The organism is Pseudoduganella sp. jia 9, from assembly GCF_055502615.1.
Genome location: NZ_JBUPWE010000008.1, coordinates 161,478 through 186,397, shown reverse-complemented (window position 1 = coordinate 186,397; position 24,920 = coordinate 161,478). Strand labels below are relative to the sequence as shown.

Below are 24,920 nucleotides of genomic sequence, written 5' to 3'. Positions count from 1 at the left end.
GCCAGAGTGAAATCCTGAATGTCCATGGTAGGGCCGAACAAAAACTGTTTGCGTAATCATGCATTTTAAGCCATTCTAAAAAAAGGTTGGTCAGGCCAAATGATCAGCGGCCTGACCAATGTGCAATGAATAGCACCGTCAAGAAAACAGGAGACCAGATGCACCGAATTCCCCATCGGATCGCGTTGTCCGCGATCGCCCTTGCCATCGCCACGCTCGCGCAAACGGCCGCAGCCCAGCAGTCCGCGGCCCCGGCCGACTCGCCGATGACCCGCGTGGAAGTCACCGGCTCCTCGATCCGCCAGCTGGCCACCGAGAACGCGCTGCCGCTGACAACCATCAAGTCCGATGAACTCGTCGCGCGCGGCCTGACCACGATGTCCGAGGTGGCGACCGCGCTGACGGTCGGCTCCACCAATGAGCCGGTCGGCGGCGGTGGCGGCGGCACGATGATCAATATGCGCGGCCTGAACACCAACCGCTCGCTGGTGCTGCTGAACGGCCGGCGCCTGCCGAACGAGGCGATCGGCGCCAGTTCCGTCAATGTCGACGTGATCCCGATGAGCGCGGTGGAGCGCGTCGAAGTGCTGCGCGACGGCGCCTCCTCAATCTACGGTACCGATGCCATCGCCGGGGTGGTCAACTTCATCACGAAACGCACGCACACCGGTACCACCGTCACCGGCGGCTGGGTCCAGCCGGAACGCCACGGCGGCGGCGACCAGCAGCGCGTCAGCATCGTCAGCGGCATCGGCGACCTGAACGAACAGGGCTGGAACGTCTACGCCAGCGTGGATTTCCAGCAGCGCGCGCGCCTGGCGCAGAGCGACCGCCCGAACATCAGCGATCCGAACCTGATCGCGCAACTGGGCGGCAACCCGTTCTCGTCGGCGGTGGCTGGATCGTCGTCGGCGCCGGCCAACTTCACGGCCTACCAGAACGGCAAGGCCACCACGCTGACCGGCAACCCCTACTTCGCCAGCGGCTGCACCGGGCCGTATGGCGGCGGACAATATGCGATCCCGTCCACCAAGGCGAGCGGCGCCGGCGTCGGCACATGCGTGCTGGATCCGGACCTGTACCCGCAGCTGCTGCCCGATAACATGCAGGCCACGCTGTTTACGCGCGCTTCGCTGCGCCACCACGGCGACCGCCTGCTGACAGTGGAACTGCTGGCGACGGAGTCGTTCATCAAGGCGCAGAACCCGCCGCAGGTGTTCGGCGCCCAGACGGATTACGACAAGTACAACCCCGGCGTGCGCAAGCCGCTGTTCATCACGCCGTCCAGCAACTGGTATCCGGGCGGCAGCGGCGGCGTGCCCGCCGTGGCCGGCATCACGAACCAGCCGCTGGCGCTGACGTGGAGCATGGACGAAGCCGGGCCGGCGAAGACGGACGACCGCCAGAACACGCGCCGCCTGGCCATCGCCGACCAGGGCGAATTCATGGGCTGGGATTACCGGGTCGGCGTGACCGCCGCGGAAAGCAAGCGCGCGGTCGGCTGGCGCAGCGGCTTCTTCGCCACCGACGGCATCTACCAGGGCGTGGCCGACGGCACGCTCAATCCGTTCGGCGCGCAGGATGCCGAGGGCGCCGCCTACCTGGACAGCATCAGCCGCGACGGCCTGACCTACCGTGTCGCCCGCGTCGGCTACGTCGGTACCGACTTCAACATCGCCCGCCCGCTGATGGACCTGGCCGGCGGCCCGCTGACGCTGGCCATCGGCGGTGACTGGCACCGCGAGACGTACCGCGACGCGACCGCCCCGGTCGCCAACGAAGTCACCTATAAAGTATCCGGTACGCCGAACTCCTACCCGCGCGGCGAGCGCAAGGTATCGGCCCTGTACCTGGAAGCCGATGCGCCGCTGACAAAGGAACTGACGCTGACCGGCGCGGTGCGCGCCGACCACTTCAGCGATTTCGGCAATACCGTCAATCCCAAGCTGAGCGTGCGCTGGCAGCCGTCGCAGAGCGTGCTGCTGCGCGGCACGGCCAGCACGGGCTTCCGCGCCCCCACGCTGCCCGAACTGTACGGCACACCGCAGACCCGGACCCCGTCGACCAACCGCTGGGATGATCCGCTGCTGTGCCCGAGCGCGACGCCTTCCGTGACCGGCACGGGCAGCCTGACCACCGACCCGCGCTTCGCGGGCCTGAACCTGGACCCGGCGCGCGTCTGCAACACCACCCTGGTCACGCTGCAGGGGGCCAATCCCGACCTGGAGCCGGAAAAAGCGCGTACCGTCACCGCCGGCATCGTGCTCTCGCCGGTCAAGAACCTGAGCGTATCGTTCGACTGGTGGTCGATCAAGATGAAGGGCACGATCGCGCAGATCACCGAAGAAACGATCTTCGACAACCTGGACCGCTACCAGGACCTGTTCGTGCGCAACGCCGACGGCACGCTGGACTACATCGTCAAGACGCGCCTGAACATGGGCGGGCTGCGCACGCGCGGGATCGATACCAGCGCCAGCTATACGTGGCCGACGACGCCGTGGGGCAAGTTCGGCGTCAGCATGGACGGCACCTATGTCGACCGCTACGAAGGCCAGAACGAAGCGGGCGGCGAGTGGATCGACAGCGTCGGCAAGCCTGGCGCGCTGGCCACCGGCTCCACCTCGGCCAATACCTACGTGTACCGCTGGAAGCACAACCTGCGCGTGTCGTGGAACTACCAGAAATTCGGTGCCCAGCTGACCCAGGCCTACACCTCGCACTATGAAGACACCAACGCGCTGCCGAGCCAGAAACCGGGCCAGCCGTTCTTCAACGAGATCGACCACTACACGCTGTACAACCTGACCACGAACTGGAAGTTCTCGGACCAGCTGCGCCTGACGTTCGGCATCAACAACGTGCTCGACGAAGATCCGCCGCTGTCGAACCAGCGCATCGGTTCGCGCGTGGTGTTCGCCCAGAACGTCTCGAAGCCGATCGGCCGCGCCTACAACGTGCGCGTCAACTACACCTTCTGAGGACCGCCATGATGACCACCACGCTGCGCGCGATTCCACTGCTCCTGCTGGCCCTGTCCGGCCACGCGGCCGAGGCCTGGGTGCCCGATCTCGGCAACGGCAAGTACCAGAATCCCGTGCTGAACGCGGACTATTCTGACCCGGACGCGGTGCGCGTCGGCGACACCTACTACATGACGTCGTCGAGCTTCAACAGCGCGCCCGGCCTGCCGCTGCTGCAATCGAAGGACATGGTGAACTGGACACTGGTCGGCCACGCGCTGCCGAAACAGGTGCCCGTGGCGCATTTCGCGACACCGCGCCACGGCGGCGGCGTGTGGGCGCCCTGCCTGCGCCACCACGACGGCAAGTTCTGGATCTTCTATCCCGACCCGGACCACGGCGTGTACGTGACGACGGCCACCGATTTCACCGGCCCGTGGAGCGAACCGCGCCTGCTGTTGCCGGGCAAGGGCATCATCGATCCGTCGCCGCTGTGGGACGACGACGGCAAGGCGTATCTCGTGCACGCCTGGGCGAAAAGCCGCGCCGGCATCAACAACCGCCTGACCCTGCGCAGCATGGCGCCGGACGGCAGCCGCCTGCTCGACAAGGAGGGCAAGGTCATCGTCGACGGCGACAGGCTGCCGGGCTACCGCACGCTGGAGGGGCCGAAATTCTACAAGCACGACGGCTACTACTACGTGTTCGCGCCGGCCGGCGGCGTGGAGCACGGCTGGCAGTCGGTGTTCCGCTCGCGCACCATCGATGGCCCCTACGAGGACCGCATCGTGATGGAACAGGGCGACACTCCAGTCAACGGCCCGCACCAGGGCGCCTGGGTGCGCGCGCAGGACGGCAAGGACTGGTTCCTGCACTTCCAGGACCGCCAGGCCTATGGCCGCGTGGTGCACCTGCAGCCGATGGCGTGGCGCGATGGCTGGCCGGTCATCGGCCGGCCCGGGCCGAAGCCTGGCGTCGGCAATCCGGTCGCCACGTACGACAAGCCGGTGGCCGGGCAGCCAGTCGCCGTGCCGGCCACCACCGATGAATTCGACGGCAAGGTGCTGGGCCTGCAATGGCAGTGGAACGCCAACCCGCAGGACGGCTGGTATTCGCTGGCCGCCCGCCCCGGCCACCTGCGCCTGCCGGTGCAGGCCGTGCCGGCATCGAAAGACTTCGTGCGCGCCGCGCCGAACATCGTCGCCCAGAAGCTGCCGGCCACCACGTTCACCACGGAGACCAGGATCGCGCTGCACGGCGCGAAGGACGGCGACCGCGCGGGCCTGATCCTGAATGGCCGGAGCTATGCGGCACTGGGCCTGCGCCAGCGCGGCGCCGGGCTGCAGCTGGTCTATACCACCTGCACGCCATTCGGCCCGCGCTGCACGGAAAAGGAAACGGTGCTGCTGCAAAAAGCGCCGTCGGAACTGACGCTGCGGATGGCGATGGCGAGCGGCGCCAATGCGCGCTTCCAGTACAGCGTGGACGGCAAGACGTTCGCCGACGCCGGCGCGCCGTTCGCCGCCACCAAGGGCCACTGGGTCGGCGCCCAGATGGGCCTGTACAGCGCCAGCGACGCCGCGCAGCCTTCCGGCGCGTATCTCGATGCCGATTACTTCCGGGTGACGAAATGAAGAAGATCACGCTCTGCATGCTGCTGGCGGCACTGGCGGCCACGTCGGCCCACGCCGCCGGCCCGTACCGCAATCCCGACAACAAGAACCTGAACGATCCACTGGAAGGCACGTATCCGGTTCCCTACAAGCTGCCGGTGGTGGCCGAGATCACGGCCCAGCTGACCGCCGTGCGCGGCTTTATCGACCGCGCCACGCCCAGCCGCATCGTCGACAAGGCCACAGGCCAGCCGGTCACCGATTTCAGTACGCCGGTCGCGACGGCGATCGTGGAACCGTCGCCGAACGATTTCGGCATCATGAATTACGAGATGGGCGTGATGCACGCCGGCCTGATGCTGGGCCGCCGCGTGACGGGCGATCCGGCATGGACGGCGATGACCGAACGCCACCTGGCTTTTTTCAATGAGCGCATCGGCTACTTCACGGAACAGGAAAAGCGCTTCAAGCTGGGCCGCGCGAACAGTTTCGCGCGCTGGGTGAAACCCCATGCGCTCGACGACTCCGGCTCGATGTGCGCGGCGCTGGTGCGCGCCCGCCTGGAGAAGATCGGGCCGGACATGTCGCCGGTGATCGCCACGCTGGCCGACTGGGTGCACAGCAGGCAGGTGCGACTGAAGGATGGCACGCTTGCGCGCAACCGCCCGCAGGCGTGGTCCGTGTGGGCGGACGACATGTACATGAGCATTCCCGCGCTGGCCGAGATGGGCCGCATGACAGGCGAGCGGCGCTACTACGACGACGCCGTGAAGAACGTGCTGGGCATCTCGAAGTACCTGTTCGACAGGCAGATCGGGCTGTACACGCATGGCTGGAACCAGAACAATCCCGATGCGCCCGAGTTCTACTGGGGCCGCGCCAACGGCTGGGCGGTGCTGGCCATGTCCGACCTGCTCGACGTGCTGCCGAAGAGCCACCCCGGCTACCAGAAGGTGCTGGCGCAGCACCGCGCGGCGCTGCGCGGCATCGCCAGGCAGCAGTCCGGCGAAGGCATGTGGCACCAGATGCTGGACCGGCACGACTCGTACCTGGAAACCTCCGGCACGGCGATGTTCGTCTACGCGCTGGCGCACGCCATCAACCAGGGCTGGATCAGTCCGACCACGTACGGCTCGATCGCGCAGGCGGGATGGGCCGGCATCTCGGCGCGCATCAAGCCGGACGGCAGCGTCGTCGACGGCGTGACGGCCACCACGTTCGCCAGCGACCACGTGTACTACTACAACCGGCCGACCAGCATCAATGCGATGGCCGGCTATGGCCCGGTGCTGCTGGCCGGCTTCGAGATGATCAAGCTGCTGAACAACCCGGACGTGGTCATTACCGACAAGGTCAAGACTTATCACTACGGGCCGAGGAAGCCGCAGCCTTGAACACCGCGCACGCGGCACTCGCCGCGAACGTCACAGCTCGACCGCGCCGGCCGGATGCGCAAGGTAGCCGTTCAGCCAGTTGAAGACCTTGTTGGCGCGGTCCTGCACGCGCCGGTCGAAGCCCCGCTCGGCCAGCAGCGCGATGCCGTTCGTTTCGACCAGCACGCCAGGCCGCAGCGCCAGGCTGCCGTCCTCCGCGCTGACCTGCAGCGGCGCGAGGCGGTGGTCGAGGATCGACGCCAGCACCAGGTTGTGCGACGAGACGATGACCAGTCCGTTCTGCGCGATCTCGTCGAGCACCGCAGCGGCCGCCGAAATGGATTCCAGGTGATTCGTGCCACGGAAGACTTCATCGATCAGGTAGATGCCGGCATGCGGTTCCTGCGCCGATGCCAGCAGCTCGCGGGCGCGCCGCAGCTCGGCCACGTACAGGCTTTCGCCCGCCGCCAGCGAATCCTCGTTCTGCATGCTGGCGTACACCACGCGGGTCGATACCGCCGCGCTGTCCGCGTAGCAGAAGCCGAACCCGCGCGCCGCCAGCAGGTTCAGGCCGATGGTACGCAGCAGCGTGCTCTTGCCCACGCCGTTGCGGCCCGACAGGAACACGCCCTTGCCTTCGACCCGGATCGACAGCGGCAACGCCTGCGCCAGCAGCGGATTCACCACGCCGCCGAACGCGAGCGCCTTGCCGGCATGCCGTTCGGCCCAGCAGGACTTCGGCACGGCACCCAGGTGGCGTGCCAGCGCGAGGTCCGCTTCCAGGTTCGCGGCCAGCAGGAAGCACTCGCGCAGCGCGGGCAGGTTGGCGCGCAGGTTGCGCCGGCCCGCGAGGCAATGCCGCACGTCGCCCAGCAGGAACCAGTTGACGTATTCCTTCAAGCCCGGCACGGTCATCACGACCGTGCTGCGCGACAGGAGACGGCGCAGCCGGTTTGCCTTGCCGCGCAGTTCCCGGAACCGCTCGCACACGCCATCGTCGCGCGTACCCAGCGCACCGCATGTGAACAGCATCAGCTGCAGCGCTTCGGCTTCCATTTCCCACACGCGCACGGCCTTGCTGTAGCCGATGCTGGCCGCCACCAGCAGCACGCCGAGCAGACCCGCGGCTGCCCAGGCGAGCGGCCAGCCGAACGATGCCAGCACGGCCAGCAGGAAGGCCGGGCCGAGCAGGCCGAGGCAGCGGGTCCACCACGGCTCGGCCTTCGCCGGGGCGGGCGCAAACAGGATGGTGGCCACCTCGACCCTGGCGCGGCGCAGCGGCGCGCAGGCTTCGGCCAGGCCGGCGCGCAGCATGCCGTCGGCCGACAGCGTGCGGACCCTGTCCGCGTTCTCCCGGCATGCGGCATCGTCCACGCCGGCGCGCAGCCGGCGATACAGGATCTGCTGTCCGAAGATGCCGGTGCCGGCCGACAGGCCGGCAAGGTAGCGGCCGGCCAGCAGGTCGCGCCATGTCTGGTCATCCACGGCGTTCGCGCCGCCGGCGGCTTCGTGGAAGCGGGCAACTTCGGCTTCGTCGAACGTGAAGTCGGCGGAGCCGGAAGCCGGAATCGCCAGCACGTTTTCGAGAAAATCGTCGTAGCGGCGGCGCAGGCGCGGCAGCAGGTGCTGCAGGTCGGTGAACATGGTTCCTTTCAAATGAGTAGTATGGCGGCTCGATGCGAACCGCCGCGTATCTGTCGATCACGGGAGAAATTACAAGATGTCCATGCCAAATAATCATCGCCGCTGCGCGCTCGCCCTTGCACGGACTGTCGCACTGGCCGCCTGCGTGGCGATGCCCGCGGTGGCCGCCGCGGCGCCGCCGGCCGAACTGCGCTTCGACTTCACAGGCCAGCCCGCGCCGGGCGCGGTGCCGGTCAGCGGCAACGGGCGGGTGCCCCTGTACGACGCCGCGACCGGCCACGGCTTCGTCGACCAAACCGGCGCCCTGCCCGCACGCCCGGTGCACACCGAAGGCATCCGTTGCGGCAACGATGGCTGCACGATCACCGAGCCGGCCATCGAAGCCGGTACCGGCAACCATTACAACCACTTCGGCATGGCGTTCCGCATCAAGGCGGCGCCGGGCGCGTATGCGGTGAAGGTACGCACCACGTCGGACGCGGCCGATACGGTCGTGTCGCTGACCGGCATGCAGACCAGCCGCCTGACCTCGCCCGTGACCTGGGACGCGGCCGGCCTGATGCCGAACCAGACCCGCGTGACGGCCCAGGGCCGCGACTGGTCGTACCGCTACGTGAACGGACGGGGATTCATCGATATCGAGATCGAGCCGAAAAAAGCCGGCGTGGCGGTCGGCGTGGCCGAAATCGTGCTGGCGCCGATCGCGCCGCAGGCGCGCTCCGCCGGCACGCCGCCAACGCTGTTCACGCTGGGCGATTCCACCGTCAAGACGTATACCTTCGACGAGGCGCCGATGAGCGGCTGGGGCCAGGTGTTCGACAGCCTGTTCGACCCCGCGCGCGTCACCGTGCTGAACTACTCGATGGGTGGCCGCTCGTTCCGCAATGCCTATGCCGAGGGCCGCCTGAACGACCTGCTGATGGCCGGCCGCGTGGGCGACGTGGTGATGATCCAGTTCGGCCACAACGACGAAAGCACCGACGAAGCGCAGCGCTATGGCCGCGGCGCCACCGAGGGGATGTACGAGGAAATGATCCGCGACGTCTACCTGCCGGCGATCCGCGCGCGCGGCATGGTGCCGGTGTTCGTGACGCCGATGTCGCGCGTGAACGGCGCGCAGAAGGCCGGCGAGCCGTACGTGAACTCGTTCGCCAGGCGCCGCTTCCCCGAGCTGATGAAGAAGCTGGGCGCCGAACTGGGCGTGACGGCCGTGGACCTCAATGCGCGCAGCGTGGAGTACTACAACTGCGCCGGCGCCGATGCGATCACGGCGATGGTGATGTCGATCGAAGCTGGCGAGACGCCGGGCAAGACCAATGACGGCAGCTACGCCAACGGCCATCCGGCCAACAAGATAGACGGCACGCACTACAAGGAAGCGCTGGCGAAACAGTATGCCCGGCTGGTGGTGACGGAACTGGCGCGCCTGGCCGCGGCGGGCGACAAGGTGGCGGCCGGCATCGTGGCGCAACTGAAGGGCGACGTGCGCCAGGCGGTGGCCGCGAACGACTGGTCCGCGATCTACCCTGAGATCGCCGTCGACATTCGCACCGGCGAAGGCGCCTATTACCGCAACCAGATCGAGAAGCTGCTGCAACTGGGCGTGCTGCGCAAGGACGCGCAAGGCAATTTCAACCCGCAGGCGCCGATGCAGGCCGGCGAGTTCGCGGGCGCGCTGAAGAAGGCGATGGGCCTGCCGGCGGCGGCGCTGTCCGGCTACGCGGCCGGTTCGCTGACGCGCGAAACGATGGGCGCCATCCTGCTCGACGCCTACCATGCGAAGTTCACGGCGAAGCCGGCCTACATGACCGACTACAACGGCAAGACCATCCTGCCCGGCTCTCCCGGCTACGATCCGAACCTGGACAGCGGCGCGCAGGGGGCGATGTACTATCCGCTGGTGCGCTGGTCGCAGTTGCGGGACACCGCCGCGATCGCGCCGGCGTACGCGGACAAGGTGCGCGATGCCTACGAGCTGGGCCTGATCCGTTCGGAGGCGGGCATCGCGCGGGGAAAGATGATCAACGGGACGCTGCTGGAGCCGCGCACGGTGGTCACCCGCGCGAAGGCCGCGAAGGCGCTGTATTTCATGTGGGTGCTGGCGCAGCCGCCAAAGGGTGAGAACGACCGGCACTGATGCCGGCTGGCGGTTCCGCCTGCTCCGCGATCCGGCATGATTTCTCTCGAATCGGTAGTATGGCGGCTGGTCCCGAACCGCCGCCTATCCGTCGATCACAGGAGAAACCACAAGATGTCCATGCCAACCAATCGTCACCGCCGCGCGATCGCCGCCGTGCTGGCCGCATGCGCGGCCATGCCCGCGGTGCGCGCCGCGACGACGCCGTCCGAACTGCGCTTCGATTTCACGGGCCGCCCCGCGCCCGGCGCGGCAGCGGTCAAGTCGGACGGCCAGGCGCCGATGTATGACGCCGCCACCGGCCATGGCTTCGTCGAGCGGACCGCCGCCCTGCCTGCCCGCGCGGTGCACACGCAAGGCATCCGCTGCGGCAGCGACGGTTGCACGATTACGGAAACGGCCATCGACCCGAAGGCCGCCACCGACCACTACAACAACTTCGGCATGGCCTTCCGCATCAAGGCAGCGCCGGGCGCCTACGCGGTGAAGGTACGCACCACGTCCGACGCCGCCGATACCTCGGTATCGATCAACGGCATGAAGACCAGCCGGCTCGGCTCCCCCCTGACCTGGGACACGGTCCGCCTGCTGCCGAACGGAACGCCTGTAACGGCCAAGGGCCGCGACTGGTCGTACCGCTACGTGAACGGGCGCGATGCCATCGACATCGAGATCGAGCCGAAAAAGGCCGGCGTGCCGGTCGGCGTGGCGGAAATCGTGCTGACGCCGATCGCGCCACAGGCGCGCCCCGCCGGCACGGCACCGGCCCTGTTCACGCTGGGCGACTCCACCATGCAGACCTACACCTTCGACGAGGCGCCGATGAGCGGCTGGGGCCAGGTGTTCGACAGCCTGTTCGATCCGGCGCGCGTGAAAGTGCTCAATTACGCGATGGGCGGCCGCTCGGTCCGCAGCGCGTACGCCGAGGGTCGCCTGAACGACCTGCTGATGTCCGGCCGGGTGGGAGATGTCGTCATGATCCAGTTCGGCCACAACGATGAAGCCGGGGATGAAACGCGGCGCTTCGGCCGCGGCGCAACCGAGGCGATGTACGAGGAAATGATCCGCGACGTCTACCTGCCGGCGATCCGCGCGCGCGGCATGGTGCCGGTGTTCGTGACGCCGATGTCGCGGGTCAATGTTGCCCAGAAGGCCGGCCAGCCCTACGGGAATTCGTTCGCCAGGCGCCGTTTCCCCGACGTGATGAGAAAACTCGGCGCCGAACTGGGCGTGACGACCGTGGACCTGAATGCGCGCAGCGTGGAATACCACAATGCCGAAGGTGCCGATGCGATCACGGCGATGGTGATGTCGATCGAGGCCGGAGAATCGCCGGGCAGGACCGCGCAGGGCAGCTATGCGAACGGCCACCCGGCCAACCGGATCGACACGCACTTCAAGGAGGCGCTGGCAAAGCAGTATGCGCGGCTGGTGGTGATGGAACTGGCACGCCTGGCCGCGGCAGGCGACAAGGTGGCGGCCGGCATCGTGGCGCAACTGAAGGGCGACGTGCGCAAGGCGGTGGCCGCGAACGACTGGTCCGCGATCTACCCCGAGATCGCCGGCGACATTCGCCACGGCAATGGGGCCTACTACCGCAACCAGATCGAGAAGCTGCTGCAACTGGGCGCGCTGCGCAAGGACGCGCAAGGCAACTTCAACCCGGGGGCGCCGATGCAGGCCGGCGAGTTCGCAGGCGCGCTAAGGAAGGCGATGGGCCTGCCGGCGGCGTCGCTGTCCGGCCACGCGGCCGGCCCGCTGACGCGCGAAGCGATGGGCGCCATCCTCCTCGACGCCTACCATGCGAAGTTCACGGCGAAGCCGGCCTACATGACCGACTACAACGGCAAGACCGTCCTGCCCGGCACTCCAGGCGACGGTACGAACCTGGGCAGCGGCGCGCAGGGGCCGATGTACTACCCGCTGGTGCGCTGGCCGCAGTTGCAGGACACCGCCGCGGTCTCGCCGGCTTACGCGGACAAGGTGCGCGAAGCCTACGAGCTGGGCCTGATCCGTTCGGAGACGGGCATCGCACGCGGGAAGATGATCAACGGGACGCTGCTGGAACCGCGCACGGTGGTCACCCGCGCGAAGGCGGCGAAGGCGCTGTATTTCATGTGGGTGCTGGCGCAGCCGCCGAAGGCGGCGAACGACCGGCACTGACCTTGCGCTGATCTGGCGCTGATCTGGCGCTGATCTGGCGCCGAGCCGGCGCATCGTGCAGGATCAGCCGTCGCTGTAGACGGTGGCGGGTTCGGCCAGCGGGATGCCGAGGTCGCTGCTCAGCTCACGCAACTCTTCCAGGTACTCGCCGCGCACCACCACGGCATTCCAGCCATCGGTGCCCAGGTCGACCGGAACCAGGCGGTAGCCGCGCGCCGCGAGCCAGCCATCCCAGGCGCGCAGCAGGGCGATGCAGCGGTCGATACCGGCCGGCGGTTGGGCCGGCTCCGTGAAGTCGCCCAGTCCGCGGGCATCGCCAAGAATGTGGATCCGGGCCGCGACGCTGTCGTCGTCCTTGATGTCGGCGTCGATGCCGAGGTGGACGCCGTTCAGCGCTTCCGCCAGCTCATAGGGCTCGATGGCCCCGGCGTCAATGCCCATCGCCAGCGCGGCGTCTGTTGCGGCCTGGTCGCCGTCGCTGACCAGTTCGAACCAGCGGGCCAGTCCCTTGCGCCGGCTGCCGTCCAGGCCGGAGCGTACCGGCGCGGCTGGCGCGTCGACCGGCACGCCCGCCCCCGCTCCACCGGCACGCCACGCGTCGCGGGTATGCCGGATGTGCGCGCGATAATGCTGCACCAGTTCGCGCGGATAGTAGGGATGGTGGGCAAAGCTGCTGTCGTCGATGTCCCAGCCGCACACCGCGAGCGCCACTTCAAAGGCGAAGTCGCTGAACAGCGGGTCGCTGCCGGCGCCGGTGTCCAGGTCCGGCTTCCAGCCGTGCGGCCGCATCAGGCGCGTCCAGTTTTCCATGTGCGCCGCCAGCGCGGCCGCGCGCCGCTCCGCCGGCAGCGCCAGCGCGCGCAGCACCGGGTCCGTCCACGGCTTGAGGTAGCCGTTCCACGCATAGGCAGCGGCTACCGGCTGGGCCGGGTCGAACGCCTTGACCAGCAGGTCGAACAGCTGGTTGCGGGTATCGTCCTGCGGCGACACCAGCCGGTGAAACGCCTTCGCCAGCCCGGCATCCGGCACGAGCAGCAGCGCGATGGCCGCGAAGCCGAGCGCGAACCGGCTGTGGCCCGCCAGGGCGTAGACGCCGCGCCATTCCTCGCTGCCGTGCTCGCGGATATAGCGCGAATTCGTGTCCAGGCTGGCCATGCATTGCGCGGCTTCGGCGCCCAGGTCGGCAAGGGGCGCGCCGGCGGCATGCAGGTAGACGACGTATTGCGGCTCGTCGTGGATGCGCATGTTCAGCGTCCGCAGGCGCGTATCGAGCTTGTGCCGTTTCAGGTCGGTCTGCAGCGTACGCCGCCGCTCCAGCAGCCGATGCAGGTATTCCGCGTAGCGCTCCGTGTTGCCCTGCGGGTCGCGCATCGCGTCCGGATACACGGGATAGCCCGCCTCTTCGGTGTTGCGCCGCTGGCGGAACAGCGCGGCGATGGTGGCGGTCACTGAGGAAAGGTTCACGCTGCTCCCTGAATTCGAAACGGATGGACCGGCGCGCGTGGTCGGCGGCGCTGGGAAAGCGGCCAGCATAACAGCCCGGCGGGACCGCAAAACTCGCACACTGTCACACGCGCGGCCTCCCCGCACTTGCTTACACCGGCTGCGTGCCGGGCCAGGCGCCTTCGGCGGGGTCGAAGACTTCGGAACGGCCGCCGGCCAGCAGGATGCTGAACGGCGAACTGTCGCGGTGACCACAGCGCGAATTCGACAGCAAGGCGCTGAAATCGCCGAAGCCTTCGATGCGGCCGCGGCGCGGCGCGGGATGCTCGCGCGGAACGGTGGCCGCCGTGCCGGGAGCGCCCTGGGTTTCCAGCGTCGCCACGCGGGCGGCCAGCGCGGCCACGGTGCGCCGCAATTCGGCCAGTTCCTCGTCTTTCCGGCGCAATGCCCGGTCGCGCTCGGCCAGCAGCGCCTGCACGCTGCCTTCGGCGTCCGCATGCAGGCGCTGCGCCAGTTGCGCTACCAGTGCCAGCAGCGCGTTTTCGGTGTCGTCGCGCAGCGCCGCGCTGTCCGGGTCTTCGCCGGCCAGCTCCTTCAGGTACTTGTGGATGGTCGACTTCGAGCCGGTATCGCCCAGCGCATGCCGCACCGCGTCGGCGGACGGGTAGCGGCCGGCCGCCACCAGCTGGTCGCGGATCGCCCTGACCTGGTTTTTCGTGAGCCCGTTGCGTGCCATGGGGTTCTCCTACGAGCTGGCCTGGCCGGCCAGCCCGCTATTGGCCGCCCGGTTCAGTTTCGGATGCACCACCGGAATGGTCAGCATCGTGCTGCCCACCGCCATCAACAGCAGCGCGGTGAACGTTTCGCTGGTGATGATGCCCTTGTCGAGCAGGATGTTGGCGAAAATGATCTCGATCAGGCCCTTTGTCTGCAACAGCCAGCCGATGATCGACGCTTCGCCGCTCTTCCACTTCAACGCCTTGCCGGCAATGTGCGCGCCGGCCAGCTTGCCGCCCACCGACGCGAACAGCAGCAGGCCGGCGGCGAAGAACACCGCATAGCCGCCGAGGTCCCACTTGGTCTTCAGGCCGGTGCTGAGGAAGAAGACCGGCATCATCACCAGCAGCACATTCTTGAACAGGTTATCGAGCTCCTCCTGGCCGAACCAGTCGGCATCCATCACCACGCCGGCCAGGAAAGCGCCGACCATGAAGTGCAGGCCGGCCCAGTCGGCGCCGAAACCGCAGGCCACCAGCCAGATCAGCGCCACATACCAGCGGTCGCTCTGCCGCAGGCGCACCATCAGGCGGCGGTACAGCAGGGTCAGCACGGTAAAGGCAAGCAGGAAGCCGACCTGGCGGCCCATGCGTTCCCAGTCGAGCATGATCACCGCCAGCACGCCCCAGATCGCCACGTCGTCCAGGCTGGCATAGCGCAGGATGCGCTGGCCCATCGGCTGGCGCAGGATATCGAGCTTTTCCATCAGCAGCACCAGCACCGGCAGCGCGGTCACGGCACACGACATGCCGGTACCCAGCAGGAACTGCCAAGTCGCCGCCTTCGGCCCGATCCAGCCCGGATAGGCCAGCAGCACGAATGCCGCGGCACAGCCGAGCAGCAGCGGCACGCCCAGCGACAGGCCGGCGGCGGTGGCGCTTTCGCGGCGGTATTGCCACACCTTCTTCAGGTCGAGCTCGATGCCGGCCAGCATCACGAACAGCATCACGCCCCACAGCGCGATGCCGTTCAGGGTCTTGACGACATCCGGGTTGAAGATGAAGGCATGGTATTCGGGCAGCGCGGCGCCCAGCACACCCGGGCCCAGCACGACGCCCATGATGATCTGCACGATCGCCAGCGGGGCAAAATAATCGGTCCGGCCGAGCCGCCAGATCAGGAACGGCACGACGAAAATCATCAGCATTGCCAGCAAAAACACTTCGGTGGTGTTCATGGGTCTCCCAGTCGTTATTTGTTATGTAATTACGTACTGTCGGGAATAGTAGCGGAGAGCTGGTTATTGTGAAAGCGATTTCATGGAATAGTGGTACCGTTTCCACATCGAGCAGGGCGGAATGGTTCCAGCGAGAGGAGATTGTTGCGGCGAGAGACATGCGATGTCGGACACCGAAGAGTGTCCGGCACTGGAGCGCTTCGATCGCGCCTATGAAAACCGGGGACAGTCCCCATGCGGGGACAGTCCCCTGTCGTCCTGTTGCTCTACAGCCTGCCCACCGCCCACAGCACGCCGCGGGCGACGAAGTCGAGGTAGCGCGGATCGGCCATCACCGCTTCGTTGTGGGCCAGCGTGGTGCTGAACACCCGGGCGCGCTGCGGGCCATAGTGATGGGTCCAGGCCACCACATAGGTCCTGGTGCGGTCCGCCGCCACCGGCGATTCGGGCTGCACGCCGTACAGCACGGGCGTCACGTCGAATGTCGTCAGGTTGTTGTACAGCTCGTCGCTGGCCGTGGTGTAGCGCTGGAAGCCGGCGGCGATCGGATGGCCCTGGCCGGTGGCCGACAGCTGGATCGGCGATTGCGGGCCGTGGCCGCTGGACTGGATGCCGGTGAATTCGAACCAGCGCGCGTTCGGGGCGCCCGCCGTCACCGGCTTTTTCCACTCCCCGGAACGGTAGGAGTGCATCGCGCAGTGCAGGTTCACGGCCGGCTTGCCGGCACGGTGAGGCGCCAGCACGGCATCGAGCGCCTGCGCGCTGTCCTCGTCCGCCGCGCATTCGTTGTGGATCACCACGTCGAAGCCGTCCGCGTAGCGCGGGTTGCCGTAGATCGGCAACGCCGGCCGCGTGGCCTTTTCGCCCGGTTTCGGGTCGTGGTACAGGTGGCTGACTTCGGCCGCCATGCGTTCCTTCAGGCCCGCTTCGAGCAGCTTGCGCTGCTGGGCATAGTCGTGGCAGCAGCCGCCGCTGACGATCAGGATTTTCACCGGCCCGACCGGTTCGGCGCCTGCCGGGGCGTTGGAGACGATGGTGAGGGCAAGCGCGCCCGCGATGGATTTCAGCATGGCCAGCCTTCCACGAAAGAAAAAAGCAAATTCTAGAATGAAAGCGAGCCGCCATCCGATCAATCGGCCGATTTTCCAGCGCAGCGCCGGCACTTCACTGCACGTTTTGCCGTGCGTTGTACTCGACGGGCCGCACAGCGTAGCACCGCGCGAACGATTGAAAATGCACGCTTTGTCACAGTGTCTACAATAGAGATACTGGCGAGATTCCGGCGAGATTGTGGAGGGCAGCATGCGTGCAGTTGAAAATGAACATATCGTTTCCTATCTGGCGTTGCGCAACACCATCGGCTGGACCGGCCTGCTGATGCCGCTGGCCGTGCGGGGCGGCGGCCTGCTGCTGGAAGGGATCCGCACCACCGATTCGATCAGCGCCTATTACTACACCAGCATGCGCGACATTTTCGTGGCGACGACCGTGCTGACCGGCGTGTTGCTGGCGTGCTACCGCACCCCTCGCCTGCTCGACAATATCGTGGCCACCGTGGCCGGCCTGGCGGCGATCGGCGCGGCGCTGTTCCCGATGGATCCCACTTACGCGGCCGAACTGCTGGCGCGCTATCCCGACCTGGGCACGCAGGCCCATTACTCGAACCACGGCATCCTCGGCTACCACCTGCTGTTCGCGATCACGTTCGCGGCGCTGTCGTTCTACCTGGTGTTCTTCCGCTTCGGCGCGGGCACGCCGCCGGACAATATCCAGGCGTTCCGGCGCAAGGTGGTGTACAAGATCTGCGGGGCCGTCATGCTGCTGTCGTTCGCGGCGATCGCCTGGATGGGCCTGGCGCTGGAAGGCCAGTCGGTATTCTGGCCGGAAACCTGCGCCGTGGCCGCGTTCGGCGTGGCATGGCTGGTCAACGGGCAGACGGTGCTGAAGGACCACTCCCCGGCCATCGCCGCCGGGCAGCCAGTCCAGCCTTAGGGGGCTTGCGGCGGCAGCGCCGTCATCAGGCGGTCATCTTGCATGGTTAAAGTTGCGATTTTTCCAACTGCCAAACCATCCCATGAACCGCAAGTCCATTTTCATCGCCGGCCTGAGCGCGGTACTGCTGTCCGCCTGCGGCAGCGACAGCGACGGCGCCCCCGCTCCCACCACCACCGCGCCGGAAGTCACGGTACCGAAGAACGTGATCTTCTTCCTGGGCGACGGCATGGGCCTGACCACGATGACCGCGGCGCGCATCTACTCGGTGGGCGAAGACGGCGACCTGACGATGGACACGCTGCCGGAAACGGCCTTCGTGAAGACCTTCTCGAACGACGCCCAGGTGACCGACAGCGCGCCGTCGATGGCGGCCTACATGACCGGCGTGAAGATGAACAACGAGGTCATCTCGATGTCGCAGAACACCACGGCGATCGACCCCGTCATCGACAGCGCCGGCAACCGGCTGGGCAACAACTGCGGCACGAACAACGGCACGCCGGCCACCACGCTGCTGGAACTGGCCAAGGCGCAGGGGCTGGGCACCGGCGTCGTGTCGACCGCGCGCGTCACGCACGCGACACCGGCCGCCACCTACAGCCACATCTGCCACCGCGACCTGGAGAACGACATCGCCGCGGCGCTGGTGCCGGGCGCCACCGGCTACAACAGCGCGCTGGGCACCACTGGCCTGGACGTGATCATGGGCGGCGGCAGCCAGTTCTTCAAGCCTGTCAAGGATGGCGGCAAGCGCGCCGACGGCCGCGACCTGATGGCCGAACTGAAGGCGAAGAACTACGCCGTCGCCAGCAACGCCACCGAATTTTCCGCGCTCGACGGCACGAAGACGGACAAACTGCTGGCCCTGTTCACGTCCAGCCACATGAGCTACGACCTGGACCGCGATCCCGCGAAGGAGCCCAGCCTGGCCGACATGACGACCAAGGCGATGGACGTGCTGGCCCGCAACGGCAAGGGCTACTTCCTGATGGTGGAAGGCGGCCGCATCGACCACGCGCTGCATGAAACCACGGCAAGGAAGGCGCTGCAGGACACCGTGGCATTCGACAACGCCATCAAGGCGGCGATCGCGAAAGCCAAGGCCACCGACCCGGAGCTGAAGAACACGCTGATCGTCGTCACCGCCGACCATGACCACACGCTGGTGCTGAACGGCTACGCGAAACGCACCGGCAAGACGGCGGCGGGCAATGCCGGCGTGCTGGGCGTGGTGAAGAACTACGTGACGGGCGAAGCCGACAAGGATCTGGACGGCGCGCCGTATTCGATCATCGGCTTTGGCAACGGCGAAAATCGCGTGCAGGCCAGCCGCGGCAGCCAGGCGGCACTGGACGACAACGCCACCAGCGCCAACACCTATCACCAGGAAGCCGCGGTGCGCATGGGCGTGGGCAGCGAAACGCACGGCGGTACCGACGTGTTCCTGGGCGCCATCGGCAAGGGCGCGGACACGTTCTCCGGCACCATCGACAACACCAGGGTCTTCAGCCTGGTGAAGAACGCCGCCGGCCTGTAAGCCAAGAACAATCGATACGGAACCACCGCACATGAAACGCACACCGCTGAAACGTACCCTGCTGGGCGCCGCGCTGGCGCTCTCCTTCCCCGCCGCGCACGCCGCCGGCGAGGCAAAGAACATCATCTTCTTCCTGGGCGACGGCATGGGCCCGTCCACCATCACCGCCGCGCGCATCTACAAATATGGCGAAGACGGCAGCCTGACGATGGACACGCTGGAACGCACCGCGCGCATCAAGACCTTTTCCAACGATGCGCAAACCACCGACAGCGCACCGTCGATGGCGGCCTACATGACCGGTGTGAAGATGAACAACGAGGTCATCTCGATGTCTTCCGAAACGGTGGCCACCAATCCGGGCCGCGATGCCAACGGCAACCTGGGCATTAACAACTGCGCCCCCGGCAACGGCAGCCCCGCGGCGACGATCCTGGAACTGGCCAAGGCCAGGGGCAAGGCGGTGGGCGCGGTCACCACGACCGAGCTGACGCACGCCACGCCCGCGGCCACGTTCTCGCACATCTGCAACCGCAACGCCCAGTACGCGATCGCGGCCCAGCTGGTGCCGGGCGGCGCCGGCTTCAACACGGCGCTGGGCGACGGCGTGGACGTGCTGATGGGCGGCGGCCGGAACCACTTCACGCCCTACGCCGCCGGCACCAACCCGGCCGGGCGTGCCGACGGCCGCAACCTGCTGGCCGAACTGGCGGCCAAGGGCTATACGGTCGCCGCCAGCAAGACCGAGATGGCCGCGGCGGCGGCCGGCAAAAAGTTCATCGGGCTGTACAGCAGCAGAAGCCAGCTGGAATACGAGCTGGACCGCACGGCGACGCCGCCGCTCGGCGAAGGCGCGCTCCAGCCAAGCCTGGCCGACATGACCGTCAAGGCCATGGAACTGCTGGGGCAGAACACCAACGGCTATTTCCTGATGGTGGAAGGCGGCCGCATCGACCACGCGCTGCACGGCACCAACGCCAAGCGCGCGCTGACCGATACCATCGCGCTCGACGACGCCGTCAAGGCCGCGCTGGCCAAGGCGAAGCAGACCGACCCGACCCTGGCCAACACGCTGATCGTCGTCACCGCCGACCATGACCACACGCTGACGATCAACGGCTACGGCAAGCGCGGCAACCCGATCCTGGACATCAACCGCGGCTACCGCGACAACCAGCCGAGCCGCGATGCCGACGGCAATACCTACACCACGCTGGTGTTCGGCAACGGCCCGAACCGCCCCAACCTGCGCACCAGGCTGGACAGCGCCACCGTCCTGGCCGACAACTACCTGCAGGAGACCGGCGTGCGGCTGTCCACCGAAACGCACGGCGGCGGCGACGTGAAACTGTTCGCCACCGGCGCCGGCGCGAAGACGTTCAAGGGCACGCTGGACAACACCAAGGTGTTCGGCCTGCTGAAAGCCGCCGGTGGTCTGTAACGCATGGGCAGGGGATCGAGCATGAGCAGCAGCAGCAGCAGCAGCAGCATCAGCAGGATCAGCAGCGGGAGCAGGCGCGCGGCGGTTTTCCTGGCGGGCGCCATTGCTCTGACCCTCGCGGCCGGCGGCGCGCACGCCGGCGCGGACCTGGACCTGCACATCACCCGCTACAGCAAGGTCGTCACGGCGGAAGGCGTGACGCGCGAAGCGCGCTATGAGGAAACCATGCTGCGCCGCGCCGGCCACGTATGGACCGCGCGCGTGCTGCCCGGCACCGGGCATGGCCATGGGCACGGGCATGAGGACGAGCATGGGGACAGGCACGGGCATGGGGATGGGCACGGGCATGGGGATGGGCACGGGAAGGCCGCGGGGCCGCACAAGGTGGCGGCCCGCAAGAGCATCGGCCACAAGCACTTCAATCCCGTGACGCTGCCGCGCCACGTGGCCATGGAGGGCGGCAGGCTGCGCCTCGCCTACGTCGATGCGCAGTCGAAGGAGGTGATCGCGATTCCGCCGGGCGAGTTCGACAACGTGGGCTTCGACGGCTCATGGGACCACGCCTACCACCTGCTCGACACCAGGGGCCTGCAATCGATGGCGGTATCGACGCGCCGTTCACCCGTGCCCGGCGCGCGCTGGCGCGAGCGCGAACGCGACGGCCTGTACGAACGTGTGCTGTGGGACGAGAAAAAGCAGGTTCCGCTCGTGATCGAGAGCGGCGACAAGGCGGGCACGTTCTACAACCGCACCGAGCTGAAGGCGGCGGCCGGCGTCACGCGCGACCTGCCGTGGCGGAAGCTGAACGGCTATGCGCAGCGGGAGTACGCGGACTTCCTGGATTGACCCGGCCCGGATCGGATCGCAGCGGATCGGATCAGGGCCGCGGTAGCAGCGGATCGAGCAATTGCCCGCGCAGCGAGGCGGCGTGCGGCGTATCTGTGCCCACCTCGGCCGGCCAGTGGCGCGGCAGGTAATGGGTGCCGAACAGGCGGTCCAGGAACGGCAGCGTGGACGCGTAGTTGCGGTCGATGTGATCGCGGCGGCTGTGGTGCCAGTGGTGAAAAGCCGGCGTCGTCACCAGCCATTCGAGCGGCCCCAGACGCCAGCGGACGTTGGCGTGGATGAAGAACCCCCACAGCGTCCCCAGCACCAGCAGCAGCGCCGGCGTGCCACTGCCTGCCACGCCCGGGCTGGCGAGGCCCAGCAGGTAGAGCGGCACGAGGCCGAACAGCCGCGTGACCACCATGTCGACCGGATGCGAACGGGTATTGGCAAGGAAGTGCATGTGTTCGGTGGTGTGGTGCAGCGCATGGAAGCGCCACAGCCACGGCAGCTCGTGGCTGAGCCGGTGGCCCCAGTAGAACCCCGTCTCGGCGATGACGAAGGCCAGCGCGATACGCGCCGCCGCCGGCAGTTGCCCGAGCGCCTCGGTCAATGCGGCCGGCACGAGGTACTGGGCAGCGGCGGCCAGCAGCGCCATCGGCGCGGCCAGCACGACGACCGGCACCAGGCTGCTGATCACGTAGTAGGCGAGATCGTGCAGCCGCTCGCGGCGCGAGCGCCGCGGATGGCGCGCGCCGAACCAGCGTTCGAGCGGCACGAACAGTACTGTCAGCAGCACCAGCCAGGCGAACAGGCGCAGCGCGGCGATGGCGAACTCATTCAGCATGGCGGATGCTTCGACAATTTGACACTTCGATGCTTCGATGCTTCGATGCTTCGATGCTTCGATGCTTCGATGCTTCGATGCTTCGATGCTTCAGGATCTGCGGTAATCGATCAGGCTTGCGCGACTCAGGCGGTCTTTTTCACGCGCCGGCGCACCGCGAAGCCCACCAGGCCGATGCCGCCCAGCAGCATGCCCCACGTGGCTGGTTCCGGGACGGCGGACACCAGCGACACCCCGTCCAGCAGCAGGAACGGCGGCGCGCCCGGCGCGGTGCCCTTGGCGAGGAACGACAGCACCTGGCTGGCGCCGTTGGCCGTGAACGTCATCGTCGCCGTCTGCCAGCCGCTGAAGCCGCCGTTGGCGATCGACAGCGCGGTGCTGTCCTGGCTGGTGCCGCCGAAGCCCACCTGCCAGTAGTTGTCCGCATTGGCGCCGTTGAAGCCGACCTGCTGGGCCAGCGCGTAGTCGAAGCTCAGCGTGTAGGCGCTGCCGGCGGTCAGGCCGCTCACGGTCTGCGACAGCACGCCCGGCCAGTACTGCGAATCGGAAGCGAAGATGTTGCCGCGCCCGTCCAGCGGGTTGTAACCATTGTCGTTGCCCTTCAGCCAGATCACCGAATCGCTGGTGGGCGCGGTCTTCGCGTCCAGCACGAAGTTGTAGCCGCCATCATTGCCGTTGCTGCTGGTCCAATCCGTGATGGTGGTGCGCTTTGCTTCGCTGGTGACGGTGGCGGACAGCTGCTTGTTGGTGCCGTTGGTGGTTTTTTCAAAGTCGCCGTTGGCGACGAGGTTGGTGGCCGCATAGGCCGGGCCGGCGCCCAGGGTGGCGACAGCGAACAGGGACAGCAGGACGGATTTGAGGCGCATGGCGCAGGCTCCAATAAAGGTCGGACAGCAAGGGGAGAAACTGCCGGCGATTTTTGGGCCGACGACAGCTCGACGTAACACTTTTGCCGGGCTGGGAAGAGAGGCTGATTATTGCTTTATAAAAACAATAATTGCATAGGGAAATTATATCAGACAATGGGTGGCAGTGACCAACTGTCCAGAACAATTTGAGCGCTGTGCGCGCCCGCGCGGGTATGTGGCGCGGCCGATACATGGCCTGGTTCGCCCCTGCCGTTCCCTTATGGAGAACATCTGAACCGCATCGCTGAACTGCCCTGTTTCGAACTATTTTTCCCTGAAACTGTCCAATTGAGTAGTAAGCGATGAATTACGTCACTTTTCAGAGAAATACAGGGCGATGCAGCCTGTTCCAGCGAGGAGATTCAGAATGATTCCATTAGTGGCCCTGCCGGTAGCACCACACACCATGCTCGCGCTATTGCAGTTCATCGAGCAATCGCACGCTCCGCTGACACCGGACGAGCTCGCGGACGAGGCGATTCATGCCTGGCTGGAGAGTCGTCGCATGGAAGCCGAGCGCCCCGCCCTTCCCGTGCTGCGCGGCTATCAGTGGAAAAGCCTGTTCCTGCCTGAAGGCACTCGGCTGCGGGTATGGTGCCGTTCCGAGCATGGATATGCCGAGGTCATCGGCGATAGGCTGATGTTCAAAGGGCAATCGGTGTCACCCAACCAGTTCGTGGCGGCCTGTTCGGATACCGTGCGCAATGCATGGGTCGAGATCAATGTGCTGATGCCCGGCGAAAAGTCATGGAAGCTGGCCAGCGTGCGGCGGCGCGAGATCGCAGCGGCGGCGAAACTGGCCGGGGCACACAACATCCCGCCGCCCACGCAGCCGGCTGCACCGGCGCCCGCTGGCAGACCGCACATCGGCACACCGTCCGCCGGCACCCCGCCCGCGGCCATGGCGCACGCAACCACGGCGCACGCAACCATGGCGCACGCGCCCATACCGCACGCGGCCATACCGCACGACAGCGCCGAGGAACCGGAAGATGACGGATTCGGCAACCCGCTTCCAGTCCGTCATGGCCGGCTCGCCAGCCATGTCCTGTCTTCCGGGTACACGGAAGGACGGCGCGGGAACGTTGCCGACCGGCGCGACCCGAACGCGCCGCTGGATCGGCGCGAGTACTAGCCCACTACACCAGCCCACTATACTAGCCCACTAACTAGCCCACTAACTAGCCCACTACTTCAGCGCCGCCATCGCCCCCACCATGCGGTCGCAATCGGCCGGCTCGGCCTTTTTCTGCATGCCGATGCCCAGGCCGGCCATCCACTGCTTCAGTGCCTCGACTTCCTCGCCGGCGAACTGCTTCGGGTCGCCGCGGCCGCGGAGGAACAGCATTGCGCCACGGTTCAGCGCCTCCTTGCGCGATGCTTCCCAGCTTTTCACGGCCGCGCCGTACTTGTCCGCGCCGGCGGGGAACCGCTTGCCGCATTCGTTCATCGCGGCCAGCAGCAGGTCGCGCCGCACCATCAGGCGCAGGTCGGCGGCTTCCGCCGCGTCCATCGGCTCGGGAGCTGGCTGCGGCCCGGGGGCTGGCTGCGGCCCCGGGGCTGGCTGCGCCGCTGCGGCGACAGGCACCGGCTCCCTCGGTGGCCCGGCCAGCACGGTATCGACCTTATCGTAGAACATGCTGACATATTCCCGGTCGCGGGCCATCTCGACCTGCCCGACCTGCTTGCCGTCGCGGAAAACCGCGTGGCCCGGCACGCCCCACACCGACATCAGCTGCCCCCAGTCGGGCATGGCGCGCCATGGCGAGTGCTGTACCCGGGCAAACGCGAACTTGCGGCCGCCGGCTGCCGCGGCGATCGTGTCGAACTTCTTGTCGGCGCCGATGCAATAACCGCACTTCCTGTCAGGCGACGTCACCTGCACGATCGCAAGGTCGTGGCGGGCCACAAAGGCAGCCACCTCCGACGGCTTCAGCTCCTTGACCGCTGCGGCTCCGGCAGCGCCGGCGGCGCCGGACAGCAATGCCGCAGCAACGGGCGGCATCCATGCACCGGCCCACGCGGCAGCTGTTAGCCATGCTTTCATCGTGACTCCCCCTTTGCAAGTAAATGTTAT

At 67.1% G+C, this 24,920-nt stretch carries 18 protein-coding genes; 10 read left to right on the top strand and 8 right to left on the bottom strand.

Features of this window, described 5'->3' with window-relative positions:
* Positions 1-158 precede the first annotated feature (158 nt).
* Genes ACY34H_RS12030 through ACY34H_RS12020 form a run of 3 tightly spaced genes read left to right on the top strand, consistent with a single transcriptional unit; the run spans position 159 to position 5,970 of the window.
* Positions 159-2,981, top strand: coding sequence for a TonB-dependent receptor domain-containing protein (locus ACY34H_RS12030; RefSeq protein ID WP_464977725.1), 2,823 nt, complete (start codon positions 159-161; stop codon positions 2,979-2,981).
* 8 nt (positions 2,982-2,989) lie between these two features.
* Complete coding sequence (locus tag ACY34H_RS12025; protein WP_464977724.1) at positions 2,990-4,597, top strand: glycoside hydrolase family 43 protein; 1,608 nt, start codon at positions 2,990-2,992, stop codon at positions 4,595-4,597.
* Positions 4,594-5,970 carry a glycoside hydrolase family 88/105 protein gene (locus ACY34H_RS12020; protein ID WP_464977723.1) on the top strand — a complete coding sequence of 459 codons (1,377 nt, stop codon included), beginning with the start codon at positions 4,594-4,596 and terminating at the stop codon, positions 5,968-5,970. Before ACY34H_RS12025 ends, ACY34H_RS12020 begins: the two co-directional genes overlap by 4 nt.
* Positions 5,971-6,000: 30 nt before the next feature.
* Here ACY34H_RS12020 and ACY34H_RS12015 read toward each other — a convergent pair whose 3' ends face one another.
* Positions 6,001-7,593 (bottom strand): MutS-related protein, encoded by a 1,593-nt coding sequence (locus tag ACY34H_RS12015; RefSeq protein WP_464977722.1) that lies wholly within the window; start codon positions 7,591-7,593, stop codon positions 6,001-6,003.
* Between the two features lie 82 nt (positions 7,594-7,675).
* Here ACY34H_RS12015 and ACY34H_RS12010 point away from each other — a divergent pair, with 82 nt between their 5' ends.
* Positions 7,676-9,730 carry a GDSL-type esterase/lipase family protein gene (locus ACY34H_RS12010; protein WP_464977721.1) on the top strand — a complete coding sequence of 685 codons (2,055 nt, stop codon included), beginning with the start codon at positions 7,676-7,678 and terminating at the stop codon, positions 9,728-9,730.
* A 120-nt stretch (positions 9,731-9,850) separates the two neighbouring features.
* A complete protein-coding gene (locus ACY34H_RS12005) occupies positions 9,851-11,893 on the top strand; it encodes a GDSL-type esterase/lipase family protein (RefSeq protein WP_464977720.1) in 2,043 nt (680 codons plus the stop codon).
* Positions 11,894-11,956: 63 nt separating this feature from the next.
* Here the strand turns inward: ACY34H_RS12005 and ACY34H_RS12000 are convergent, their stop codons facing one another.
* The 4 genes from ACY34H_RS12000 to ACY34H_RS11985 form a co-directional block, all read right to left on the bottom strand.
* On the bottom strand, positions 11,957-13,357 hold the full coding sequence (locus ACY34H_RS12000) for a DUF6630 family protein (protein WP_464977719.1): 1,401 nt from the start codon (positions 13,355-13,357) through the stop codon (positions 11,957-11,959).
* A gap of 130 nt (positions 13,358-13,487) precedes the next feature.
* A complete protein-coding gene (locus ACY34H_RS11995; protein ID WP_464977718.1) occupies positions 13,488-14,072 on the bottom strand; it encodes a DNA-binding protein in 585 nt (194 codons plus the stop codon).
* A 9-nt stretch (positions 14,073-14,081) separates the two neighbouring features.
* Positions 14,082-15,290: a cation:proton antiporter gene (locus tag ACY34H_RS11990; RefSeq protein WP_464977717.1), complete on the bottom strand. Its 1,209-nt coding sequence runs from the start codon at positions 15,288-15,290 to the stop codon at positions 14,082-14,084.
* A gap of 266 nt (positions 15,291-15,556) precedes the next feature.
* The gene (locus tag ACY34H_RS11985) at positions 15,557-16,360 is read right to left on the bottom strand and encodes a ThuA domain-containing protein (RefSeq protein ID WP_464977716.1); all 804 of its coding nucleotides are present in this window, start codon (positions 16,358-16,360) and stop codon (positions 15,557-15,559) included.
* A gap of 232 nt (positions 16,361-16,592) precedes the next feature.
* On the opposite strand from ACY34H_RS11985, the gene ACY34H_RS11980 reads away from it, so the two are divergent.
* The 4 genes from ACY34H_RS11980 (at position 16,593) to ACY34H_RS11965 (ending at position 21,109) form a co-directional block, all read left to right on the top strand.
* Positions 16,593-17,282, top strand: a complete 690-nt coding sequence (locus ACY34H_RS11980) for a hypothetical protein (RefSeq protein WP_464977715.1) — start codon at positions 16,593-16,595, stop codon at positions 17,280-17,282.
* Between the two features lie 82 nt (positions 17,283-17,364).
* A complete protein-coding gene (locus tag ACY34H_RS11975) occupies positions 17,365-18,822 on the top strand; it encodes an alkaline phosphatase (RefSeq protein ID WP_464977714.1) in 1,458 nt (485 codons plus the stop codon).
* Positions 18,823-18,853: 31 nt separating this feature from the next.
* Positions 18,854-20,263, top strand: coding sequence for an alkaline phosphatase (locus tag ACY34H_RS11970; RefSeq protein ID WP_464977713.1), 1,410 nt, complete (start codon positions 18,854-18,856; stop codon positions 20,261-20,263).
* 21 nt (positions 20,264-20,284) lie between these two features.
* Positions 20,285-21,109, top strand: coding sequence for a hypothetical protein (locus tag ACY34H_RS11965; protein WP_464977712.1), 825 nt, complete (start codon positions 20,285-20,287; stop codon positions 21,107-21,109).
* Positions 21,110-21,140: 31 nt separating this feature from the next.
* Here ACY34H_RS11965 and ACY34H_RS11960 read toward each other — a convergent pair whose 3' ends face one another.
* Both ACY34H_RS11960 and ACY34H_RS11955 read right to left on the bottom strand, forming a co-directional pair.
* On the bottom strand, positions 21,141-21,935 hold the full coding sequence (locus ACY34H_RS11960) for a sterol desaturase family protein (protein ID WP_464977711.1): 795 nt from the start codon (positions 21,933-21,935) through the stop codon (positions 21,141-21,143).
* Positions 21,936-22,060: 125 nt separating this feature from the next.
* The gene (locus ACY34H_RS11955; protein ID WP_464977710.1) at positions 22,061-22,801 is read right to left on the bottom strand and encodes a PEPxxWA-CTERM sorting domain-containing protein; all 741 of its coding nucleotides are present in this window, start codon (positions 22,799-22,801) and stop codon (positions 22,061-22,063) included.
* A gap of 409 nt (positions 22,802-23,210) precedes the next feature.
* On the opposite strand from ACY34H_RS11955, the gene ACY34H_RS11950 reads away from it, so the two are divergent.
* Entirely contained in the window at positions 23,211-23,978 is a 768-nt protein-coding gene (locus tag ACY34H_RS11950; protein ID WP_464977709.1) for a hypothetical protein, read from the top strand.
* A gap of 54 nt (positions 23,979-24,032) precedes the next feature.
* Here ACY34H_RS11950 and ACY34H_RS11945 read toward each other — a convergent pair whose 3' ends face one another.
* Entirely contained in the window at positions 24,033-24,890 is an 858-nt protein-coding gene (locus ACY34H_RS11945; protein ID WP_464977708.1) for a thioredoxin domain-containing protein, read from the bottom strand.
* Positions 24,891-24,920: the final 30 nt, after the last annotated feature.